The organism is Streptomyces rimosus (assembly GCF_008704655.1).
In the GTDB taxonomy this organism is placed as follows: Bacteria; Actinomycetota; Actinomycetes; order Streptomycetales; family Streptomycetaceae; genus Streptomyces; species Streptomyces rimosus.
In genome coordinates this window covers 5,873,011-5,893,223 of the sequence record NZ_CP023688.1, presented here as the reverse complement: position 1 = coordinate 5,893,223, position 20,213 = coordinate 5,873,011, and the positions used below count along the sequence as shown (strand labels likewise).

The following is a 20,213-nucleotide window of genomic DNA, read 5'->3' as shown; positions in this document are numbered from 1 at the left end:
CCTCAGGCCGTCAACGTCTCGATCAAGCTCTCCTGAAGGCCGCCCAGCCACAGGTACGCCATCACCATCGGCTTGCGCGGATCGCTGTCCGGCAGGCGCAGCAGCTCACCGCTCTCGTCCTCGTCGGTGACCTCCAGGCGGGTGCCGATGGCCAGCCGGAGGTCGTTCAGGGCCCCCAGCCACTGCCGCGACTCGTCCGGCTTCAGACGCAGCACGGCGCCGTCCACGGCGCCGTGCTCGCTCCCGCCGACGGGTCCGAGCGAGTCCAGGGCCCGTACGACGGCGAGCGCGTCCTCGCGCTTGCGGGCGCGCAGATCGTTTTCCGTATAGCGGCGGAACTCGGCGGCCGCGGCATGCGTGGCGTCGTCCGGCACCTCGTCCGGGCCGCCGTACGCGTTCGGGAAGAGCCGGGCCAGCGCCGGGTCGGAGGGCGGCTCGCTGGGGCCGTCCGTGAACAGCGCGGCGAGCGGGTCCGCGCCCTCGGCCGGCTCCTCGCCCGGTCCGATCAGCTCCATGAGCTGGACGGCGAGGCTGCGCAGGATGGAGATCTCGACCTCGTCGAGGGGGGCGGCCGCACCGCCGCCGGGCAGGGGTTCGAAGTGTCCGGCCATCAGCGGTCCTGGGTGAGGGTCGCCCACAGGCCGTAGCCGTGCATCGCTTGCACGTCGCGCTCCATTTCCTCGCGGGTGCCGCTGGAGACCACCGCCCGCCCCTTGTGGTGAACGTCGAGCATGAGCTGCTTGGCCTTGCCCTTCGAGTAGCCGAAGTACGTCTCGAAAACGTACGCCACGTAGCTCATGAGGTTGACGGGGTCGTTGTGGACCACCGTGACCCAGGGCACGTCCGGGTCCGGCACCTCGGAAGGTGCCTCGCTGGACTCCGGGCGTTCGATCTCCACGGGGGCGCTGAGCGCGCAGCGCGTCGATCGAAGGGCGAGGGTGGCAGACGGGTCGGCGCTCACGGTCTCCATGCTGCCACCCGTGGTGGGGCATCGCACAAACGGCCCGGGGAAATCGTCAAAGTGACGAGTACGGGAGGTAGCATCTCACCATGAACACAGCAGACCTGGGGCTGCCGGTGGCCGTGCCGTCGACTGCGCTCTTCACCGACCAGTACGAACTCACCATGCTGCAGGCCGCGCTGCGGTCCGGGACCGCCGACCGCCGCTCGGTCTTCGAGGTCTTCACCCGGCGCCTGCCCGAAGGCCGCCGCTACGGAGTCGTCGCCGGAACCGGCCGGGTCCTGGACGCGGTGGAGAACTTCCACTTCGACGAAACGATCCTCGGCTTCCTGCGCGAACGCGGCATCCTCGATACGCGCACGCTGGACTGGCTGGCCGACTACCGCTTCCGCGGCGACATCTGGGGCTACCCGGAGGGCGAGGTCTACTTCCCCGGCTCGCCGATCATGCGGGTCGAGGGCACCTTCGCCGAAGCGGTCCTCCTGGAGACGGTGATCCTCTCCATCCTCAACCACGACTCCGCGGTGGCCGCCGCCGCGTCCCGCATGGCGGTGGCCGCCGGCGACCGGCCGCTGATCGAGATGGGTGCCCGCCGCACCCACGAGCTGGCGGCCGTCGCCGCCGCCCGTTCGGCCTACGTGGGCGGCTTCCACTCCACGTCCGACCTGGCGGCCGGCTTCCGCTACAACATCCCGACCGTCGGCACCAGCGCCCACTCCTTCACCCTGCTGCACGACAGCGAGCGGGACGCGTTCCAGGCGCAGGTCGACTCCCTCGGCAGCGGCACCACGCTGCTCGTGGACACCTTCGACGTCGCCGAGGCGGTCCGCACCGCCGTGGAGGTCGCGGGGCCCGGCCTCGGCGCCGTACGCATCGACTCCGGCGACCTGCTGCTGCTCGCCCACCGGGTCCGCCAGCAGCTGGACGAGCTGGGCGCCCAAGACACGAAGATCGTCGTGACCAGCGACCTGGACGAGTACGCCATCGCCTCCCTCGCGGCCGCGCCGGTCGACGCGTACGGCGTGGGCACCCAGTTGGTCACCGGCAGCGGACACCCCACCGCCTCCATGGTCTACAAGCTCGTCGCCCGCGCCGACAACGACGCACCGGACGCCCCGCTGCGGCCGGTCGCCAAGAAGTCCATGGGCGGCAAGGCGTCCCTCGGCGGCCGCAAGTGGGCCGCACGCCGCCTGGACGAACACGGCGTCGCCGAAGCGGAGGTCGTCGGCACCGGCCCCGTACCCCCGGAACTCGCCGACCGCCTGCTGCCGGTGCCGCTGGTCCGCGGCGGCGAGGTCGTCGCACGCGAGCCGCTGGACGCGGCGCGGGAGCGGCATATCGCGGCGCGGGGCGGGTTGCCGATGTCCGCGATGCAGTTGTCCCGGGGGGAGGCGGTGCTGCCGACGGAGTCGGCGTAGCGGTGCGGTGCCCGCTGCGCGGGCGGTCGGCCGCGGTCCTGGCCCGCCGGGGCGGTGCCCGCCTGCGCGGGCGGCAGGTCGAAAACATGGCCCTCCGGAACGGGCGGGTCTGCGCGGGCGGTAGGCCGAAATCCTGGTTCGCCGGGGCGGGTGGGTCTGCCCGGGCGTGCTCCCGGTGCCCACTCCCCCTGGGCGCGGAGAGTGGCTACCCTCGGTCACACCTGCTCCGCGCCCCCTCCCTCCCCTCCCAGCCGGAAGGCTCGCACCATGCACCGGGCATTGATCGTCGTAGACGTGCAGAACGATTTCTGCGAGGGCGGCAGCCTCGCTGTGGCAGGTGGTGCGGATGTGGCCGCCGCCATCACCGACCTGGTGGGGCAGGCGGCGGGCAGCGGCTACCGGCACGTCGTGGCGACCCGCGACCACCACATCGACCCCGGCGACCACTTCTCCGTACGCCCGGACTACGAGACGTCCTGGCCCCCGCACTGCGTCGCCGGCACGGAAGGCAGCGGCTTCCACCCGAACTTCGCGCCGGCGCTCGCGTCCGGGGCGGTGGACGCGGTCTTCTCCAAAGGCTCGCACGCTGCCGCTTACAGCGGCTTCGAAGGCGAAGACGAGAACGGCCGCCCCCTGGCGGACTGGCTGCATGGTCACGGGGTGACCGAGGTGGACGTGGTCGGGCTGGCCACGGATCACTGCGTGCGGGCCACGGCGCTGGATGCGGTGCGGGAGGGGTTCCGTACGCGGGTACTGCTCGACCTTACGGCCGGGGTGGCGGCGGGAACGACGGAGGCGGCGCTGGAGCGGATGCGGGCCGCCGGCATCGAGCTGACCGGAAAGCCGGTGGTTATCGCTGCGTGAGGGGTCGGTCATCGGGGGGTTTGCGGTTGCCCCGGTGGGGGTGCGGTTCTGCCCGGTGGGTTTGCGGTGCCCCGGTGGGGGTGCGCCTTGGCGCCTGGGGCTCGGTGGGTGGGGGCTCGGGGCCCCGCAGGGGTCACTCCTCGGCGCCTGGAGCGGCCGAATAGTTTGGACGCAACCGGGGCTTCGGTCGCCTGCGGGGAGACCCCTACGTGTCCCCGAGCCCGCGCCGTGGGCGGCTTTCCCGCCGCCGTGGCGGGGGTCTTTTACAGACCCCTGGCGGCCGGACCCATGCGGCCCCCTCCGCACGACGCGGAGCCGCCCGGGCCCTGCGCCTACGCAAGGGCGAGCTTCCGCTCATGGGGGGGCGCGCACCAGGCTTCTTTCCCCCTCCCCCCACCGGCCCGCACACGCCACACCGACGGGAGGGGGTGTGCAGGGGGACACTCCCCGCAGGCGACCGTTACATGGTTGCGTCCAGACATGACGGCCGCTCCAGGCGCCGAGGAGATGGCCCCCTGGGCACCCCCGCCCCACAGACCAGCCAATGCGCACCCGCGCGACAGCGCATGCGCGGGCCAGACCCCCACAAACCCGCGGCTCCGCCGCGATCAGCGGCACCGCAACAGCGCCCGAATCGGATGCCAAGACTCCGTATCGTCCTCCGGCGTCTCGCGCCACACCAGCCCGTCCGGGTGGTGCAGCACCGCCGTGACCTCGTCAGGCGTCGGCGGCTCCGTGTTGCCGCGCAGGTACACCGCCCGCAGCCCCAGGTTCCGCAACCGCGTCAGCGCCCGCTGGCGGTTCACGGCGTGTACGAGCACCCGTACGCGGTGCCCCGTATGGCCCGGTCTGGGTAGCGCGAGGGCGACCACCACGCTTCCGCCGGGAAGCCTGATGAACCCTCCTCCGGTCATGGACATGAACTCCCCGTAAGACTCGGTGTCAACAAGAACTCGCAGAATGCATCTAAACGCGAACGGCCGCCGCCCGCTAGGGGGCGACGGCCGATCGGTCTATGACCTGCGGTTTTGCTGATTACTTGGTGGAGGGGCCCACCTGGAGCAGCACCGAGGAGCCATTCCAGGCTTCCGCGAGGATCTTGATGCGGGTGTTGGTGTCAGCAACGATCACGCCGCCGGTCGGGTTCGACTCGTCGTAGTAGTCGCCCTTGCGGTCGTCGAAGACGGTCACCCCGGGCTTCGACGAGATCTTGGTGACCTTGCCGTCCTTGTGGAGCGTCAGCGCATCCGTGCGGTGCGCGGTGAAGGTCGAGTCGTAGGTCTGGAAGCGGTTGCGCATCAGCTTGCCGTCCGACCACTTCTCGGCCTGCGGGTGGGCGTCGACCGGGAGGATCTGCCCGTGGCCCGGGTGCTGGCCGACGTTGTTGTCGGGCTGCGAGGTGTCCCACAGCCAGATCAGGACGCCGTTCTGGTACGGGAAGTGCTCGACCCACTGGGGACGGGTGGACGCCCAGCCGAAGTTGTACGGGCCGGTCTGGAGGGTCTTGTCGTACGAGATGTACTGGCGGTTCTCGGCGATGTAGTAGCGCGGGTAGTCCTTGGTGAAGGACGCGCCGATGCGCGAGAAGCCCTTGGCCGTCCAGCCGTTGTCCCCGGCCTCGCCGCCATCCGTGAAGAGCGCCGCGCCGTCCGCGGTCACCGAGATCGCGTCGGCGGTGAAGCCCTTCTGGGCGGCCCCGCCGTCGGTCTGGTAGCGGAAGCGCAGGTCGATCTTCTTGCCGGCGTAGGCGTCGAGCGGGAAGACCAGGTCCTTGTAGGAGTCCGAGGTGCCGGTGAGGGCGGGCTTGTCGCTGCCGTCGCGGGGGATCGCCTTGCCGTCGGCGGTGCCGTCCAGCGGCGTGTAGTTGGCGCCGCCGTCGGTGGAGACCTCGGCGTACGCGTAGTCGTAGTTCTGCTCGATGTCCCACCAGCCCTTGAGCGTCAGGGCGGCGCTCTTCTTGCCGGTGAGGTCCACGGAGCGGGTGAGGGTGTTCTTCAGGTCGTTGCCCATGCCGCTCCACCACTGCTGGGTGCCTTCGGCGGGCTTGACGACGTCGGTGCGGACCGACTTGGCGGGCAATTCGACCACCACGGCCTGCTTGTTCTTGGTGTTGTACTCGGCGACGCCCAGCATGTGGGTGGACTTGGTGGCCGCCTTCGCCTTGGCGTAGTTGAGCCAGCCGAGCTGGAGCTTGTCCCAGGCGCTCATGTCGCCGGGGAGGTCGCCGATGGCGTCCTTGCCGCGGCCGAGCCAGGAGCCGCCGGACATCAGCGACCAGGAGTCGACGGAGGATTCACCGGTGCCGGTGGTGTCGTACTCGTCCGGCAGACCGAGGTCGTGGGCGTACTCGTGGGCGAAGACGCCCAGGCCGCCGTTCTCGGGCTGCATCGTGTAGTCACCGACCCAGACACCGGTGTTGCCTATCTGGGTGCCACCGGCCTTGTTGCCGGCGGGGCCGGTGTGGCCGGAGTCGCTGCCGTACGCGTACCAGCGGTGTGCCCAGATGGCGTCCTTGCCCTGGGCGCCGCCGCCCGCGGACTCGTCCTCGCCGGCGTGCACGATCTGGAAGTGGTCGATGTAGCCGTCGGGCTCGTTGAAGTTGCCGTCGCCGTCGTGGTCGTAGCGGTCCCACTGGTCGTACTTGGCGAGGTCGGCCTTGATCTGGGCGTCGGTACGGCCCTTGGCCTTCTGGTCCTCGGCCCAGCGGTTGACGCCGTCGCGGATCAGGTCCCAGGCGCTGGGGCAGTTGGTGGAGCCGCAGTAGTTGGACCCGTAACGGGCCTCGTTCCAGTCGACCTTGACCCAGTCGGAGACCTCGCCGTCGACCGAGTAGCGGCCCGAGGACTGCTTCTCGTAGTACTTGGCCAGGGACTCCTTGTCCTTGTCGTGCGAGAAGTAGAGGTCCTGGAAGTGCTGGCGGTTGTAGTCCTTCTGCCAGGCGGTGGAGTTGTCGTTGCGGCGGTCGGGCTGCGCGATGGTGTTGTGCGCGGGGCCGGCCGTGCCGCCGTACTTCTTCACCGGGGGCTTGGGGCCGTCGCCGTCCGGGTCGTACATCGTGGTGTCGTCGACCTTGTCACCGAAGTCGACCAGGATGGTGAAGATCTTGTCGGTCTTCTCGCGGGCGAGTTCGACGTACTTGCCGCCGTTGAGCTTCACGACCTGCGAGGCGCCGCGCTTGGTGGGCTTGGCGTCGCCGGAGATGACCTGCTGGAGCGCTTCCTTGCGCTGCGCCGCCTGCTGGTCGCTGAACGGGCCCTTCAGGTCGTGGTCGACGGCCTGCTTGGCGGGGGACCCGGGGTCCTGCCGCTGGACGGCGAGCGGCCCGGGGCCGTCGTCGGCCTGCGCCGGCGCGCCGGAAGACAGGGCGGCCGCCCCGATCGCGGCGGCGGCGGTGACCAGGGCGGCCGGTCTGAACGCCCGTCTCTTGGCTCTCACTTGGCGCATTCCTCCCCTTGGGAATTGGTCGCTGGATGGCAGCATTTGACCGGAAGGGGAAGGGAAAAGACAGACCTTGACTTGGGCACGTCAGAGAAGTACGGTTTTCGACCCCCAGGTTGCGGCTATCGGACATCTCCGTGCACGTTTTCCGTGCGTACCCGCACTCCCCCCGGCGGCTCCCCCATGGCGTGCTCCGCACACCCCAACCAGCGCCCCGATCAGGGACGTTCAAACTCCGGATGAATCCGTGCGCCCCCTATGCTCCGGAACCGTGGGTTAGGTCACGCTTACCGCCAGTTCCGCTCGGGCAGTAAGGACCGTAGAGTCATTTGACGGCGCGCGCCCCTGTCGACCACACCCCTGCCGACCTCTTGAGGACGGATCCGCCATGCCTCGTCCGACTGCCGCACAGCTCGCCTACGGTTCGGCCACCGTCATCTTCTCGACCCTCGCCATGCTGCTGCTCTCACAGACACGCAACGGCGCCGGCATCACGGTCATCGCCGTCGCCGCGCTGGCCCTCGGCCTGCTGGTCGCCATGACGGCGCCGCTGCCGGGGGCTTTTCATGTGGCACGGCGTACGGCCCGGCGCGCGGCCGCGGGCGCGCAGCTGCCGTCCAGCGCCGGTACGGCGACCGCGCGCCTGCCGCGCCAGCGCACCCACGCGGGCGTCTCCTCCGAGGCGCGCGTCAGTGAGCACTCCCGTTAGTCACCCGTCCGTGGCTGGTGGACGCGCGTAGGCGGCCGGGCACCGCTCGGAAGAGGGGTGCGCCGACCGCCGGTTGACGCGCCGGAGCCGCCGCGGCCGCCGGGCCGTCAGGCGGCGGAGACCACCACGGTCTTCGCCGCCTTGTCGTGCAGGCACTGCTGGTACGGCTTGTCCCAGGTGCACCACAGGACGTTGACGAGCCAGAAGATGAAGCCGCAGCACGGCACGATCTCCGGGAGCGTGTACACCACCGCCCGCACCCATCCCGCCTGCCCGGCCGGCACCGCGCCGTTCTCCAGCATCCCCACCCGGATCTTCATCACCATCTTGCCGACGGTCTGGCCGCGGCTGGTGAGCATCAGGCCCTCGTAGACGAGGTAGGCCAGCATCGTGACGCCGGAGACCCACGCCTGCCGGCCGGTCTGCGTGTCGTCCGTCGTCCAGTAGTCGAAGCCGCCGACGATCGCGCTCATGATCAGGCCGACCGGTACGCAGACGATGATCCAGTCGATGATGCGGGCCACCAGCCGGCGGCCCCGGTTCGCCAGCGGCGGCATCCCGGCGAGCGGATCGGCGGCGCCGTACTGGCCCCCATAGGGGTTCCCGCCGTACGGGTCGCCGCCGTACGGGGGCGGGGGCATCCCGCCGGGCGGCGGGCCGCTGCCGGGGGGCGGGGCGCCGCCGTACGGGTCACCGCCGGGGGGCTGTTCACCGTACGGGGTGGCGTTCGCCGGCCGGTCGTACGGGGAGCCCTCCGCAGGGCGGCCGCCGTACGGAGAGCCACCGGCCCGCTCGTCCCCGTACGGAGAGCCGCCCCTCGGCGGGTCCTGCGGCCTCTTCAGGAACGGGTCTTCCTCCGGCGGTTCGCCGCCGGAGCCGGGCCTGGGCTGGTCGGTGCTCATGGCCCGAGTCGAACCCGGGCCGCGCGGCTCCGCATCCGGCGAGGGCCGGGCGGGTGACGCGGCCGGGCGGGCGGGCTACTTCTCGGCGACGAACGTCCGCGCGAGCTTGTCGTGCCAGCACTGCCGCCACGGGCGGTCGAACAGGCACCACACCGCGTTGACGATCCCGACCGCCAGGACGCCGAGCACCCCGTACACCAGCCAGCGCTTGATCACCGAGGACAGCGGCGGGGTGTCGTGCCCCTCGATGTCCAGCACCCGCACGCCGCACAGCTTCTTGCCGAGCGTGTGGCCCCACTTGGCGGTGGGCAGCACCTCGTACAGCCCGCCGCCGATGAGCAGCACGGCGAGCACGATGGCCAGGTAGGGGCCGGTCGTGCCGTCCAGCAGGTAGACCGTGACCTCGCGCCCGGACTGCTTGGCGGCCTCCACCTTGGCGTCGATGTGCTCGGTGGCCGGGCCCCACAGCGGTACGGCGGCGGCGCCGGTGATGACGGCCAGGGCGAGCGTGTCGATCAGGCGGGCGGCGAACCGGCGGCCCAGGGAGGCGGGGCGGCCCTGCGCCTGCGCCGCCGCGGCGAACGGGTCGGAGGTCGGCGGCTTCCAGGGCACGACGCCCTCGGCCGCGCCGGCGTCCTGCTGCGGCGGGAAGCCGGAGAAGGGGGGCGCGGGCTGGGCCTGGGGGGCGTGCGGAGCGGGGCCCGGCGCGGGCTGCGGCGCCTGATGGACCGGCGCGTGGGGCGCGGGTGCCTGCTGGGGCTGCTGGGGCTGGAACGGATGGTGCGGGGTCGGCGCCGCGGCGGGCGCGGGCCCGGACTGCGGCTGTACGGGCCCCTGCGGCGCCTGCTGGGCCGGTCCCTGGGCGGCGGCGCCCGGACCACCGGGGCCGGGCTGCGCGGGCCCCTGCCGCGGTCCTGGAGCCGTCGGCGGCTGCTGCGCGCCGGTGGACGGCAGCGGCTGCGGCGCCGTGCTGCCGGGAGCGGGCGACGACGGCGCGGGGCCGGGCTGCGGCGCCACCCGGAACGCCATCGTGTCGCTCTTGCCGCCCGCGTTCGCGCCTGGGCGCACGGCGCGGATCGTGGTCGTGCCGTGGTCGCGGCGCGGGTCCTCGTCCGGTACGGCGCGGATGGTGACCGTACCGTCGGAGCGCGGGGCGCCCTCCCCCTCCGCCGGTGTCCCGGCCTCGTCCCGCTGCTGCGGCAGCCCGCCCTGCCGCTCCTCGGGCGAGCCCCAGGCGACGTGCCGGTCCTGCTCGCCGAAGCCGTTCTGCCTCGCCGTGTCGGCCTGCCAGGCGGAGGCCGGGGCGTCCGTACCGGAAGACGGCCCGCCGGACTCCCCCTCGTCGTCGAGGAAGACCGGACCGGTCTCCTCCACGGCGGGGGTGGGGGCCGGCGCGGGCGCCGGGGCCTGGGCGGCGGCGCCGGGCGGCGGTGCGGGCAGCGCCTCGCCCTCGGCGGGCGCCGGACGGCTGGTGCCCGGCACCCACGCGGCACCGTTCCAGTACCGGATGTAGCCGGGGATGGACGGGTCCGGATAAAAGCCTGGCGTGGGGCTGCCGCCGGCGGATCCTGAGGAAGGGGCGCTCATGTCCGAAGTCCCGTATCTGTTCTCGGCCTGGTGTGGTGGGTGGGGCATGTGCAGTCTGCCGCAACGCAGCGTCCACATCTATCAGACGGAGGGTCGGGCCGGGCGTCCCGGCCGGGCGGGACCACCTGGAAGAGGCCCGCGAAAAAAGTTGTGCGAAGTCGCGTAATGGTCCGGGCGCAGCGGCCTCTATCCAGGTGCGGGCCTCGTCCCATGGGTCCGCAGCAGGTACAGAGAGAGGCGGACCGCATGCACACCGTGGTGGAACGAGAGCTGGAGCTGGGCCTGGTCCTGTCGCCGGAGCGCAGCATTCCCGTACCGGCCCGGCTGACCTACCGCACGGACGACCCCTACGCCATCCACGTGACCTTCCACATCGGCTCCGACGCCCCCGTCAACTGGACGTTCGCCCGCGAACTGCTCGTCGAGGGGGTGTTCCGGCCGTGCGGCAACGGCGACGTGCGGGTGTGGCCCACGAAGGTGGACGGGCGCAGCGTGGTCTGCATGGCGCTCAGTTCCCCGGACGGCGACGCGCTGCTGGAGGCGCCGGCCGCGGCGGTCTCGGCGTGGCTGGAGCGCACGCTGCGCGTGGTGCCGCCGGGGTCCGAGCAGGAGCACCTGGGGCTGGACAAAGGGCTGAGCGCGCTGTTCGCGATGGCGTCGCGGGACGACCTGTGGCTGTCCGACCCGTGGCCGTCCGACGAGTCGCCGGAGGCCGGGGCGTGACGCCGGGCCGTACGGTCCGGGCCGGACGTACCCGCGTCAGGACGCTTCGGTACCGAGGTCCGCCAGGCTGTGCTTGCGGGTGAGGAACTCGATGGCGTGGCCGTCCGGGTCGCTGACGTAGACCCCGCGCCCGCCGGCGAGGTGGTTGATCTGCTGCGGCTTGCGGTGGTACGGGTCCGCCCAGTACGGCAGTTCGCGCTCCTGGATACGGGCGAAGATCGCGTCGAACTCCTCCTCGGAGACCCGGAACGCGAGGTGCTGGGGCACGATCGCGGCCGGCTCCACGACGTGCTCGGCGTAGTCGATGGTCAGGCCGGCCGCGGCCTGTACGGCGGCGAACGGGCCAAAGCCCGTCGGCTCGTCCAGCCCGGCCAGCTCCGCGAGGAAGCGGGCGGACGCGAACTTGTCGGTGGCGTGGACGATGGTGTGGTCGAGGTGTACGGACACGGTGGTCCTCCTGCGAAGGTCGCTGACGTTCAGGTCCGTTGAGCTCTGGCACTCCTGACCGTATGGCGGCACCTCGCCCGCGGGTATCGGGAATCCGACCTACACCGCCGGACCGGCCGCCCCCGGTCCGGCGCCCTCCGTCCCCGGTCCGGGGACGGCCCGGTCCGCGGTCCTCAGCCCCGGTACGTCTCCAGCAGCCGCAGCCACACCTCGCTGATCGTCGGATAGGCCGGTACGGCGTGCCACAGGCGGTCGAGGGGGACCTCGCCGGCCACCGCGACGGTTGCCGAGTGGAGGAGTTCGCCCACCGCGGGGCCGACGAAGGTGACGCCGAGGAGGACTTCGCGGTCCTGGTCGACGATCATGCGGGCGCGGCCGCGGTAGCCGTCGGCGTAGAGGCCGGCGCCCGCGACGTTGCCGAGGTCGTGGTCGACGACGCGGGTGCGGTGGCCGGCGTGTTCGGCTTCGGCGGCGGTCAGGCCGACGGAGGCGACCTCGGGGTCGGTGAAGACGACCTGGGGTACGGCGGCGGTGTCGGCGGTCGCGGCGTGCGCGCCCCAGCGGCCGGTGTCGAGGTCCGTGGTGCCCTGGGCGCGTGCCGCGATGGCGGCGCCCGCGATACGGGCCTGGTACTTGCCCTGGTGGGTGAGGAGCGCGCGGTGGTTGACGTCGCCGACGCCGTACAGCCAGCCGTCCGCCACGCCCCGTACCCGGCAGGTGTCGTCCACCTCCAGCCAGGTGCCGGGCTCCAGGCCCACCGTCTCCAGGCCGACGTCGTCGGTGCGCGGCGCGCGGCCGGTGGCGAACAGGACCTCGTCGGCGACGATCTGCTCGCCGCCGTCCAGGACGACGGTGGCGGGCCCGTTGGGCATCTCGCGCCGTACGGCGGTCACGGACACGCCGGTGCGGACGGCGGCGCCCGCCTCGGTCAGCGCCTCGGCGACCAGTTCGCCCGCGAAGGGCTCCATCTTGGGCAGCAGCCCGCCGCCGCGTACCAGGAGGGTCACCGCGGAGCCCAGGGCCCGCCAGGCGGTGGCCATTTCGACGCCCACGACGCCGCCGCCGACCACCACCAGGCGCGGCGGCACGGACTGGGCGCTGGTCGCCTCGCGGCTGGTCCAGGGGCGGGCCGCGGTGAGTCCTGGCAGGTCGGGGAGGAGGGCGCGGCTGCCGGTGCACACGGCGACGGCGTGCCGGGCGGTGAGTACGCGCTCGTCCGCGCCGGTGGCGACCACCACGCGCCGGGGCCCGTCGAGACGGGCCTTGCCGCGTACGAAGTCGATGCCGGCCGAGTCCAGCCACTGGACCTGGCCGTCGTCCTTCCAGTGCGACGTGAACGCGTCGCGGTGCGCGAGCACCGCCTTGGTGTCCAGCGGCGCGGACGCGGCCTGGTGCAGGCCGGGCACGCGGCGCGCGTCGGCGCGGGCGGTGACCGGGCGCAGCAGCGCCTTGCTGGGCATGCACGCCCAGTACGAGCATTCGCCGCCGACCAGCTCGCTCTCCACGATCACCGCGCTCAGGCCGAGGGCATGGGCCCGGTCGGCCACGTTCTCGCCGGTCGGCCCGGCGCCCAGCACGATGACGTCGTACGTGTCCTGGCCTGCGGTCTCCGTGGTTCCTGGCATCGCTCTCGCTCCCTGCGGTCGGCATCGCGGCGGTCGGGTCCATCCTGGTGCCGGACGCCCGGCCGGACCACATGGATCGGGGCATTCGCGGGCACGGCTCGCTCAGCCCTCCCGGCGCTCCACGGCGTCCTTGGCCTCGGCCAGTCCGGCGCCGGTCAGCTCCCGGTACCGCTTGATCGCCTCGATCTTCCTGCCCTTGTGCAGCAGCGCGTCGATCTCGGCCATGCCCTCGGGGCCGGTCTCCTCGACGCCCAGGTGTTCCATGATCAGGTCGAGCTTGCGGTCGATGCGCCGGAGTCTGCGGTCCAGCGCCTTGTGGCGCACGTCCGCGGAGGAGGCGAGCACGACGATGACGACGACGGCTGCGGCGATGGCCGTCCAGAGTTCGGAGTTCATGGCCATGACCCTAGAAGGTCCCGGTCAGAACACCTTCCCGGGGTTGAGCAGCCCCAGCGGGTCGAAGACCGCCTTGATGCCGCGGTGCATCTCCAGGCCCACCGGGCCCAGCTCGCGGGCCAGCCACTCCTTCTTCAGGACGCCGACGCCGTGCTCGCCGGTGATGGTGCCGCCCAGTTCCAGGCCGAGCGCCATGATCTCGTCGAAGGATTCGCGGGCGCGCCGGGACTCGTCGGGGTCGGCCGCATCGAAGCAGACGGTGGGGTGGGTGTTGCCGTCGCCCGCGTGGGCGCAGACGCCGATGGTCAGGCCGTATTTCTCGGCGATGGCGGCGGTGCCGTCGAGCATCGCGGCGAGCTGTGAGCGCGGTACGCACACGTCGTCGATCATCGTGGCGGACTTGACCCGTTCCAGGGCGGTCAGGGTCAGCCGCCGGGCCTGGAGGAGGAGGTCGGATTCGGCCGGGGTGTCGGCCGGTACGACGTCGGTGGCTCCGGCGGCCGTGCACAGCGCGCCGACGGCGGCGAGGTCGGCGGCCGGGTCGGGGGTGTCGAAGGCGGCGAGCAGGAGCGCTTCGGTGCTCTCGGGCAGGCCCATGTTGGCCATCGCGTTGACGGCGCGGATGCTCGTACGGTCCATGAGTTCGAGCAGCGCGGGGGCGTGGCCGCGGGCCATGATCTCGCAGACGGCGTCGCACGCGGCGGCGGTGGAGGGGAACTCGGCGGCGAGCGCGAGCTGCTGGGGCGGCTCGGGCTTGAGGGCGAGCACGGCGCGTACGACGATGCCGAGGCTGCCCTCGGAGCCGACGAACAGCCGGGTGAGGTCGTAGCCCGCGACGCCCTTGGCGGTGCGCCGGCCGGTCTTCAGCAGCCGTCCGTCGGCGAGGACGACGTCCAGGCCGAGGACGTACTCGGCGGTGACGCCGTATTTGACGCAGCACAGGCCGCCGGAGGCGGTGCCGATGTTGCCGCCGATGGAGCATTCCTCCCAGCTGGAGGGGTCCGGCGGGTAGTAGAGGCCGTGTTCGTTGACGGCGCGGGAGAGCACCGCGTTGATCACGCCGGGCTCGACGACCGCGATCCGGTCGACGGGGTTGATCTCGATGATCCGGTCCATCTTGACCAGGGAGAGCACGATGCAGCCGTCGGAGGCGTTGGCGGCGCCGGACAGTCCCGTACGGGCGCCCTGGGGGACGACCGGGACGCGCAGTGCGGTGGCGGTGCGCATCACGTGCTGGACCTGTTCGACCGTACGCGGCAGGACGACCACGGCCGGGCTGCCGGCCTCGCAGAAGCTCGCCATGTCGTGGGCGTAGGCGCCGGTGACGTCGGGGTCGGTGAGGATCGCTTCCCCGGGGAGGCCGTCGCGCAGGCGTGCGATGAGGTCCATGCCGCCAGCCTCCCATCCGTGGGCCGTACACGGAAGATCCCCTCCCGCACCCGGGCGGCGGTGTCCGGGTGCGGGAGCGCCGCTCCCCGCGGGAAGGGCCGCGGCCCCGCCGGGTCAGGGTCCGGCGGGGCCGCGGGGTGGGGGGGGTGGCGTTCAGGGGGCCCTGGGAAGGCGGGCCGGTCGCGGGCCGGCGGTCAGAGGTTGCCGCGCCGCTCCTGCTCCCGCTCGATCGCCTCGAACAGGGCCTTGAAGTTGCCCTTGCCGAAGCCCATCGAGCCGTGCCGCTCGATCAGTTCGAAGAAGACGGTGGGGCGGTCCTGGACCGGCTTGGTGAAGATCTGCAGAAGATAGCCGTCCTCGTCCCGGTCGACCAGGATCTTCAGCTCGCGCAGCGTCTCGACCGGGACGCGGGTCTCGCCCGCCCACTCGCCGAGGGTGTCGTAGTAGGAGTCCGGGGTGTCCAGGAACTCGACGCCGGCCACGCGCATGGCCCGGACGCTGGCGACGATGTCGTTGGTGGCCAGGGCGATGTGCTGGCAGCCGGGGCCGCCGTAGAACTCCAGGTATTCGTCGATCTGCGACTTCTTCTTGGCGATGGCCGGCTCGTTGAGCGGGAACTTCACCTTGCGGGTGCCGTCCGCGACCACCTTCGACATCAGCGCGCTGTATTCGGTGGCGATGTCCGAGCCGACGAACTCCTTCATGTTCGTGAAGCCCATGACGTTGTTGTAGAAGGCCACCCACTCGTCCATCTTGCCGAGTTCGACGTTGCCGACGCAGTGGTCGATGGCCTGGAAGCGGCGGGCTCCGGGCTCGACGATCGGGTCGGCGGCGACGTAGCCGGGCAGGTAGGGGCCGTCGTAATCGGTGCGCTCGACCAGGGTGTGCCGGGTCTTGCCGTACGTGGCGATGGAGGCGCGCACGACGACGCCGTGCTCGTCCTTGGTCTCGTACGGCTCCTCTATGCCGGTGGCGCCGTGCTCCAGGGCGTAGGCGTAGGCGGCGCGCGCGTCCGGCACCTCTATGGCGAGGTCGATGACGCCGTCACCGTGCGCGGCGACGTGGTCGGCCAGGAAGCGGCCCCAGTCGGTCGTCGGCTTGATGACGGAGGTGAAGACGAAGCGGGCGGCGCCGGATTCGAGCACGTAACTGGCGGTCTCGCGGCTGCCGTTCTCCGGTCCGGAGTAGGCGACGCGCTTCATGCCGAAGGCGGTGGCGTAGTAGTGCGCTGCCTGCTTGGCGTTGCCGACGGCGAAGACGACCGCGTCCATCCCCTTGACCGGGAAGGGATCGGCCTGCCGCGCACTCGTGGGGGTGGTGTGGTCCGTGGTCTGAGTCATGGCGGCAGGCTCTCCCCGGCCCACACAATGCGCAATAGTTTGCACATCCACTGGGCAATATGCACAGCGAAGCGCGCTATTCACCGGACGATTCGTACATGATGACCATCAATTTCGGAGGCAACGGCCGTGGCGATCGATCATTTGGACGGCAGGCTCCTGGAACTGCTCGCCGAGGAACCGCGCATCGGCGTGCTGGAGGCGTCACGCCGGCTCGGCGTGGCGCGCGGGACGGCGCAGGCGCGCCTGGACCGGCTTCAGTCGAACGGAGTGATCCGGGGATTCGGGCCCGACGTGGACCCCGCGGCGCTGGGCTACCCGGTCACCGCGTTCGCCACGCTGGAGATCAAACAGGGCCAAGGGGCCGACGTACGCGCGCACTTGGCGTCCGTACCCGAAGTGCTTGAGCTGCATACAACGACGGGACATGGGGACATGCTGTGCAGGCTCGTTGCCCGTTCGAACGCCGACTTGCAGCGGGTCATCGACCTGGTTGTGGGCTTTGATGGCATCATGCGGGCTTCCACCGCCATTGTCATGGAAAACCCGGTTCCGTTGCGCATCGTCCCGCTGGTCAAGCAAGCCGCGGGGGACTGACCGAGGAGGGCGCGTGTGAGCTTCTGGGAGTACGTCGGCAGCCGGCACACCCAGCTGCTGACGGACACGTTTCAGCACGCCAGCGCCGTCTTCCAGTGCATGGTGCTGGCCACCGTGCTCGGGGTGCTGCTCGGCGTCGCCACCTACCGCAGCGAGTGGGCCGGGAACCTGGCCACCGCCACCACCGCGACGATCCTGACGGTGCCCTCGCTGGCCCTGATCGGCCTGCTGGTGCCGATCGTCGGCCTCGGCGTGGCACCGACCGTCATCGCCCTGACGCTGTACGGGCTGCTGCCGGTGGTGCGCAACGCCGTCGTCGGCCTGCGCGGCGTCGATCCCGCGCTGATCGACGCCGCCAAGGGCATCGGGATGTCCCGTACGGCCCGGCTGCTGCGGGTGGAACTGCCGCTGGCCTGGCCGCCGATCCTGACCGGCATCCGGGTCTCCACCCAGATGCTGATGGGCATCGCGGCCATCGCCGCCTACGCCTCGGGCCCCGGCCTGGGCAACGAGATCTTCCGCGGGATCTCGTCGCTGGGCAGCGCCAACGCGCTCAACCAGGTGCTGTCCGGGACGCTCGGCATCGTCGTCCTGGCCCTGCTCTTCGACGCCGCGTACGTACTGATCGGACGCCTGACCATTCCCAGGGGGATCCGTGCCTGAGACCACCGCATCCGGCGCCGGCATCGCGCTGGAGCACCTGACCAAGCGGTACCCGGGCACCCCGGCGCCCGCGGTCGACGACGTGAGCATGGAGATCAAGCCGGGCGAGACGGTGATCCTCGTCGGGCCCTCGGGGTGCGGCAAGTCCACCACCCTGAAGATGATCAACCGGCTGATCGAACCCACCTCCGGGACCATCCGGATCGGCGACGAGGACGTGACCGGCATCGACCCGGTCGGGCTGCGCCGCAAGGTCGGCTACGCGATCCAGTCGTCCGGCCTGTTCCCGCACATGACCGTCGCGCAGAACATCGCGCTCGTCCCGAAGATGGTCGGCTGGAAGAAGGCGAAGGTGGACAGCCGCGTCGAGGAGATGCTCGACCTGGTGGGCCTGGACCCGCGCGAGTTCCACGGCCGCTACCCGCGCCAGCTCTCCGGCGGGCAGCAGCAGCGCGTCGGCGTGGCGCGCGCGCTGGCCGCCGACCCGCCCGTCCTGCTGATGGACGAGCCGTTCGGCGCGGTGGACCCGATCACCCGCGACCACCTCCAGGACGAGCTGATCCGGCTCCAGCACGAGCTGCGCAAGACGATCGTCTTCGTCACCCACGACTTCGACGAGGCGATCAAGCTGGGCGACCGGATCGCGGTGCTCCGCGAGCACTCGCACATCGCCCAGTTCGACACCCCCGAGGCCATCCTCACCAACCCCGCCGACGACTTCGTCTCCGGCTTCGTGGGCGCGGGCGCGGCCCTCAAGCGCCTGAACCTCACCCGCGTACGGGACGTGGGCGTGGTCGACTTCCCCACCGCTTCCGTGGAGGACCCGCTCCAGTCGATCTTCGACCTGCTGCGCTCCGGCACCACCAACGAGGTGCTGCTGCTGGACAGACACCGGCGCCCGTACAAGTGGCTGCGCCGCGGCGACCTGATGCGCGCCAAGGGCTCGCTGGCCCGCGCCGGCACCCTCGTGCACGACACGGTCACCCGTGACGCGACGCTGCGCGACGCGCTGGAGGCGGTGCTGACCGACAACGCCGGCCGGGTCGCGGTGACCGGGCGGCGCGGCGCGTACATCGGCGTGGTGGACATGGAGACACTGATGAACAACGTCCACGACCTGCTGGAGGCGGACCGGATCGACGCCCTGGAGCACCGGCACGAACTGGAGGAGCAGCGCGCCCGGCACACCCGGCTGGCCCAGGAGGGCGTCGATCCGGCGGGTGGCGCGCACGGAGTCAAGGCGTGAGCCCCCGGGACGAGCGCCGGCCGCCGAAGGACGAGCGGCCGGCGGGCGAGCACGAGGTACGCGGCGTACGGTTCCGCGACGAGGCGGCGGCCGCCGGGGAGCGCGGACCGCTCCTGACGGCCGAGCCGGAGCCCGCCGCACCGGCCACCCGGCCGCCCCGCCGGATCACCTGGAAGAAGGTGGTCACGGTGCCCGCCGTGCTGGCGGCGGTGCTGCTCGCCACCTGGCTGTGGTTCCGCGGCACCGACCTGGACTCGATCGCGCACCAGGCGGTGGACGGCGGCAAGGTGTGGCTCGCGCTGCGCCAGCACATCCAGCTGACCGCCGTCTCGACCTTCTTCGTACTGATCATCGCGCTGCCGCTGGGCATCGCGCTGACCCGCGCCAAACTGCGCAGGGCCGCGCCGGCCGCGGTCGCGGTGGCCAACCTCGGGCAGGCGGTGCCCGCCCTGGGTCTGCTGGTGCTGCTGGTCATCTGGCTGGGCATCGGCCCTGAGGCCGCCGTCATCGGCATGGTGCTGTACGCCGTACTGCCGGTGCTGGCCAACACCATCGCGGGCCTGAAGGCCATCGACCCGACGCTGACCGAGGCGGCCCGCGGCATCGGCATGTCGGCGCCCGGGGTGCTGGGCAAGGTCGAACTGCCGCTGGCCGTGCCGCTGATCCTGGCGGGCGTGCGCAACGCGCTGGTCCTGAACGTGGGCACCGCGACGCTGGCCACCTTCGGTGGTGGCGGCGGCCTCGGCGACCTGATCTCGGCGGGCATCATCACCCAGCGCATGCCGGTGCTGGTGCTCGGCTCCGTCCTGACGGTGGTGCTGGCGCTGTTCGTCGACTGGCTGGCGTCCCTCGTCGAACTGCTGCTGCGCCCGCGCGGGCTGGAGGTGGGGGAAGGATGACCCGAGCACGGCGATGGCGCCGTACGGTACCGGCGGCGGCCGGGTGCCTGCTGCTGGCCGCGGCCGGGCTGAGCGGCTGCGGCCTGGTCAGCGGCAGCCCGATGAGCGACGACGTACGGCCCGGCACGGTCGGCCGGGGGCTGCCCCTGAAGGGCGCCGAGCTGACCGTGACGTCGAAGGAGTTCACCGAGAACATCATCCTGGGCCAGATCATGGGCCTGGCCTTCAAGGCGGCCGGCGCCACGGTCGTGGACAAGACCAACATCCAGGGCACGATCGGCGCCCGCGAGGCGGTCAAGTCCGGTACGGCGGACGGGATGTACGAGTATACCGGCACCGGCTGGATCACCCACCTCGGCCACGAGAAGCCCATCGTGGACCCGCAGAAGCAGTGGGAGGCGGTGCGCGACGGCGACCGGGCCAACGGCGTCGAGTGGCTGCCGCAGTCGAAGCTGAACAACACGTACGCGCTGGCGCTCAACCCCGGGCACCACAAGCAGCTCGGCACCGAGACGCTGTCGGACGTCGCCGAGCTGTCCCGCAAGAACCCGAGCGCGGTCACGCTGTGCGCGGAGGCCGAGTTCTCCGCCCGTAACGACGGCCTGCCGGGCATGGCCAAGGCGTACGGCATGCAGATCCCGGCCGGCAACATCAAGAAGATGACCAGCGGCGTCGTCTACACGCAGGCGGCCGAGGGCCGGGCCTGCACCTTCGGTGAGGTGTACACGACCGACGGCCGGATCAAGGCGATGGGCCTGCACGTCCTCAAGGACGACAAGCACTTCTTCCCGAACTACAACGCGGCGCCCGAGATGAACGCGGCGACCATGAAGAAGTACCCGCAGATCGCGGACATCCTGGCGCCGATCACCCAGGCCCTGGACAACACCGTCGCGCAGTCCCTGAACGCGAAGGTGGACGTGGAGGGGCAGGACCCGCACGAGGTCGCCAAGGACTGGATGATCGAGAAGGGGTTCATCAAGGCCGGCGGCTGAGGCACCGGCTCTAC

The 20,213-nt window shown here is 71.6% G+C and carries 20 protein-coding genes; 9 read left to right on the top strand and 11 right to left on the bottom strand.

All coding sequences use genetic code 11. The annotated features are described in order from the left end of the window. Nucleotides 1-2 precede the first annotated feature (2 nt). Entirely contained in the window at nucleotides 3-611 is a 609-nt protein-coding gene (locus CP984_RS25530; RefSeq protein ID WP_003986610.1) for a DUF2017 domain-containing protein, read from the bottom strand. Further along, on the bottom strand, nucleotides 611-970 hold the full coding sequence (gene clpS, locus CP984_RS25525; RefSeq protein WP_003986609.1) for an ATP-dependent Clp protease adapter ClpS: 360 nt from the start codon (nucleotides 968-970) through the stop codon (nucleotides 611-613). The genes CP984_RS25530 and clpS overlap by 1 nt, the downstream gene beginning before the upstream one ends. 80 nt (nucleotides 971-1,050) lie before the next feature. Between clpS and CP984_RS25520 the strand changes: the two genes are divergently transcribed. Both CP984_RS25520 and CP984_RS25515 read left to right on the top strand, forming a co-directional pair. Beyond that, entirely contained in the window at nucleotides 1,051-2,379 is a 1,329-nt protein-coding gene (locus tag CP984_RS25520; protein WP_003986608.1) for a nicotinate phosphoribosyltransferase, read from the top strand. A gap of 267 nt (nucleotides 2,380-2,646) precedes the next feature. Beyond that, nucleotides 2,647-3,243 (top strand): isochorismatase family protein, encoded by a 597-nt coding sequence (locus CP984_RS25515; protein ID WP_030185366.1) that lies wholly within the window; start codon nucleotides 2,647-2,649, stop codon nucleotides 3,241-3,243. Between the two features lie 608 nt (nucleotides 3,244-3,851). On the opposite strand, the gene CP984_RS25510 is transcribed toward CP984_RS25515, so the two are convergent. Further along, complete coding sequence (locus tag CP984_RS25510) at nucleotides 3,852-4,157, bottom strand: hypothetical protein (RefSeq protein ID WP_032929744.1); 306 nt, start codon at nucleotides 4,155-4,157, stop codon at nucleotides 3,852-3,854. A 121-nt stretch (nucleotides 4,158-4,278) separates the two neighbouring features. Continuing rightward, on the bottom strand, nucleotides 4,279-6,678 hold the full coding sequence (locus tag CP984_RS25505) for an immune inhibitor A domain-containing protein (RefSeq protein WP_003987161.1): 2,400 nt from the start codon (nucleotides 6,676-6,678) through the stop codon (nucleotides 4,279-4,281). Nucleotides 6,679-7,069: 391 nt separating this feature from the next. Between CP984_RS25505 and CP984_RS25500 the strand changes: the two genes are divergently transcribed. Then, nucleotides 7,070-7,390, top strand: a complete 321-nt coding sequence (locus tag CP984_RS25500) for a hypothetical protein (protein WP_003987162.1) — start codon at nucleotides 7,070-7,072, stop codon at nucleotides 7,388-7,390. 107 nt (nucleotides 7,391-7,497) lie between these two features. Here CP984_RS25500 and CP984_RS25495 read toward each other — a convergent pair whose 3' ends face one another. Together CP984_RS25495 and CP984_RS25490 are read right to left on the bottom strand one after the other, a co-directional pair. After that, entirely contained in the window at nucleotides 7,498-8,292 is a 795-nt protein-coding gene (locus CP984_RS25495; RefSeq protein ID WP_003987163.1) for an RDD family protein, read from the bottom strand. A gap of 75 nt (nucleotides 8,293-8,367) precedes the next feature. Continuing rightward, nucleotides 8,368-9,879: an RDD family protein gene (locus CP984_RS25490; protein ID WP_030184540.1), complete on the bottom strand. Its 1,512-nt coding sequence runs from the start codon at nucleotides 9,877-9,879 to the stop codon at nucleotides 8,368-8,370. Nucleotides 9,880-10,125: 246 nt separating this feature from the next. Here CP984_RS25490 and CP984_RS25485 point away from each other — a divergent pair, with 246 nt between their 5' ends. After that, entirely contained in the window at nucleotides 10,126-10,602 is a 477-nt protein-coding gene (locus CP984_RS25485; protein WP_030184537.1) for an SsgA family sporulation/cell division regulator, read from the top strand. Nucleotides 10,603-10,638: 36 nt separating this feature from the next. On the opposite strand, the gene CP984_RS25480 is transcribed toward CP984_RS25485, so the two are convergent. From CP984_RS25480 to hppD, 5 genes are all read right to left on the bottom strand, one after another. Further along, nucleotides 10,639-11,049: a VOC family protein gene (locus CP984_RS25480; protein ID WP_003987244.1), complete on the bottom strand. Its 411-nt coding sequence runs from the start codon at nucleotides 11,047-11,049 to the stop codon at nucleotides 10,639-10,641. A 173-nt stretch (nucleotides 11,050-11,222) separates the two neighbouring features. Continuing rightward, nucleotides 11,223-12,674, bottom strand: a complete 1,452-nt coding sequence (locus tag CP984_RS25475) for a dihydrolipoyl dehydrogenase family protein (RefSeq protein WP_003987245.1) — start codon at nucleotides 12,672-12,674, stop codon at nucleotides 11,223-11,225. 102 nt (nucleotides 12,675-12,776) lie between these two features. Beyond that, nucleotides 12,777-13,070, bottom strand: coding sequence for a ribosomal protein L7/L12 (locus tag CP984_RS25470; RefSeq protein ID WP_032916377.1), 294 nt, complete (start codon nucleotides 13,068-13,070; stop codon nucleotides 12,777-12,779). Between the two features lie 24 nt (nucleotides 13,071-13,094). Then, nucleotides 13,095-14,459 (bottom strand): FAD-binding oxidoreductase, encoded by a 1,365-nt coding sequence (locus CP984_RS25465; RefSeq protein WP_003987247.1) that lies wholly within the window; start codon nucleotides 14,457-14,459, stop codon nucleotides 13,095-13,097. Nucleotides 14,460-14,653: 194 nt separating this feature from the next. Continuing rightward, nucleotides 14,654-15,799 carry a 4-hydroxyphenylpyruvate dioxygenase gene (hppD, locus tag CP984_RS25460; RefSeq protein WP_003985658.1) on the bottom strand — a complete coding sequence of 382 codons (1,146 nt, stop codon included), beginning with the start codon at nucleotides 15,797-15,799 and terminating at the stop codon, nucleotides 14,654-14,656. A gap of 129 nt (nucleotides 15,800-15,928) precedes the next feature. Here hppD and CP984_RS25455 point away from each other — a divergent pair, with 129 nt between their 5' ends. From CP984_RS25455 to CP984_RS25435, 5 genes are read left to right on the top strand one after another with little or no spacing between them, the layout of a single operon-like run. Next, complete coding sequence (locus CP984_RS25455; protein WP_003985659.1) at nucleotides 15,929-16,396, top strand: Lrp/AsnC family transcriptional regulator; 468 nt, start codon at nucleotides 15,929-15,931, stop codon at nucleotides 16,394-16,396. A 15-nt stretch (nucleotides 16,397-16,411) separates the two neighbouring features. Continuing rightward, the gene (locus CP984_RS25450) at nucleotides 16,412-17,059 is read left to right on the top strand and encodes an ABC transporter permease (RefSeq protein ID WP_003985660.1); all 648 of its coding nucleotides are present in this window, start codon (nucleotides 16,412-16,414) and stop codon (nucleotides 17,057-17,059) included. Next, nucleotides 17,052-18,305 (top strand): betaine/proline/choline family ABC transporter ATP-binding protein, encoded by a 1,254-nt coding sequence (locus CP984_RS25445; RefSeq protein WP_003985661.1) that lies wholly within the window; start codon nucleotides 17,052-17,054, stop codon nucleotides 18,303-18,305. The genes CP984_RS25450 and CP984_RS25445 overlap by 8 nt, the downstream gene beginning before the upstream one ends. Further along, nucleotides 18,302-19,204: an ABC transporter permease gene (locus CP984_RS25440; protein WP_003985662.1), complete on the top strand. Its 903-nt coding sequence runs from the start codon at nucleotides 18,302-18,304 to the stop codon at nucleotides 19,202-19,204. The genes CP984_RS25445 and CP984_RS25440 overlap by 4 nt, the downstream gene beginning before the upstream one ends. After that, nucleotides 19,201-20,199: a glycine betaine ABC transporter substrate-binding protein gene (locus CP984_RS25435; RefSeq protein WP_003985663.1), complete on the top strand. Its 999-nt coding sequence runs from the start codon at nucleotides 19,201-19,203 to the stop codon at nucleotides 20,197-20,199. Before CP984_RS25440 ends, CP984_RS25435 begins: the two co-directional genes overlap by 4 nt. Nucleotides 20,200-20,213: the final 14 nt, after the last annotated feature.

Coding starts and splice junctions, on each gene's coding strand:
- CP984_RS25530 (WP_003986610.1), bottom strand. CDS start 611: ATGGCCGGACACTTCGAACCCCTGCCCGGCGGCGGTGCGGCCGCCCCC.
- clpS (WP_003986609.1), bottom strand. CDS start 970: ATGGAGACCGTGAGCGCCGACCCGTCTGCCACCCTCGCCCTTCGATCG.
- CP984_RS25520 (WP_003986608.1), top strand. CDS start 1,051: ATGAACACAGCAGACCTGGGGCTGCCGGTGGCCGTGCCGTCGACTGCG.
- CP984_RS25515 (WP_030185366.1), top strand. CDS start 2,647: ATGCACCGGGCATTGATCGTCGTAGACGTGCAGAACGATTTCTGCGAG.
- CP984_RS25510 (WP_032929744.1), bottom strand. CDS start 4,157: ATGACCGGAGGAGGGTTCATCAGGCTTCCCGGCGGAAGCGTGGTGGTC.
- CP984_RS25500 (WP_003987162.1), top strand. CDS start 7,070: ATGCCTCGTCCGACTGCCGCACAGCTCGCCTACGGTTCGGCCACCGTC.
- CP984_RS25495 (WP_003987163.1), bottom strand. CDS start 8,292: ATGAGCACCGACCAGCCCAGGCCCGGCTCCGGCGGCGAACCGCCGGAG.
- CP984_RS25490 (WP_030184540.1), bottom strand. CDS start 9,879: ATGAGCGCCCCTTCCTCAGGATCCGCCGGCGGCAGCCCCACGCCAGGC.
- CP984_RS25485 (WP_030184537.1), top strand. CDS start 10,126: ATGCACACCGTGGTGGAACGAGAGCTGGAGCTGGGCCTGGTCCTGTCG.
- CP984_RS25475 (WP_003987245.1), bottom strand. CDS start 12,674: ATGCCAGGAACCACGGAGACCGCAGGCCAGGACACGTACGACGTCATC.
- CP984_RS25470 (WP_032916377.1), bottom strand. CDS start 13,070: ATGAACTCCGAACTCTGGACGGCCATCGCCGCAGCCGTCGTCGTCATC.
- CP984_RS25465 (WP_003987247.1), bottom strand. CDS start 14,459: ATGGACCTCATCGCACGCCTGCGCGACGGCCTCCCCGGGGAAGCGATC.
- hppD (WP_003985658.1), bottom strand. CDS start 15,799: ATGACTCAGACCACGGACCACACCACCCCCACGAGTGCGCGGCAGGCC.
- CP984_RS25435 (WP_003985663.1), top strand. CDS start 19,201: ATGACCCGAGCACGGCGATGGCGCCGTACGGTACCGGCGGCGGCCGGG.